The following is a 254-nucleotide window of genomic DNA, read 5'->3' as shown; positions in this document are numbered from 1 at the left end:
GGCCTGCAACGTGTTGCAGGCCGATTTCAGAGCAATGAGTGTCTAACTTGAGAAGGCAGTGAGTTATGGCCGTCGGAAAAGAAATACGTAACCAGATATCCAGCATCAAGAGCACGCAGAAGATCACCAGCGCCATGGAAATGGTGGCGGCGAGCAAGATGCGTAAGGCTCAGGAACGCATGAAGGCGACACGCCCTTATGCGGAAAAGATGCGTCAGGTTATTGGGCACATTGCCAAGGCGAACGTCCAGTAC

1 protein-coding gene is annotated in these 254 nt (G+C 52.8%); it reads left to right on the top strand.

The features are described 5' to 3' along the window. Nucleotides 1–65: 65 nt before the first annotated feature. The coding region (locus tag O4H32_RS14950; protein WP_269360409.1) for a F0F1 ATP synthase subunit gamma at nucleotides 66–254 on the top strand (189 nt) is incomplete at its 3' end.

The organism is Castellaniella denitrificans (assembly GCF_027214045.1).
Classification (GTDB): Bacteria; Pseudomonadota; Gammaproteobacteria; order Burkholderiales; family Burkholderiaceae_B; genus Castellaniella; species Castellaniella denitrificans_A.
This window is presented reverse-complemented; position numbering and strand designations above follow the sequence as displayed.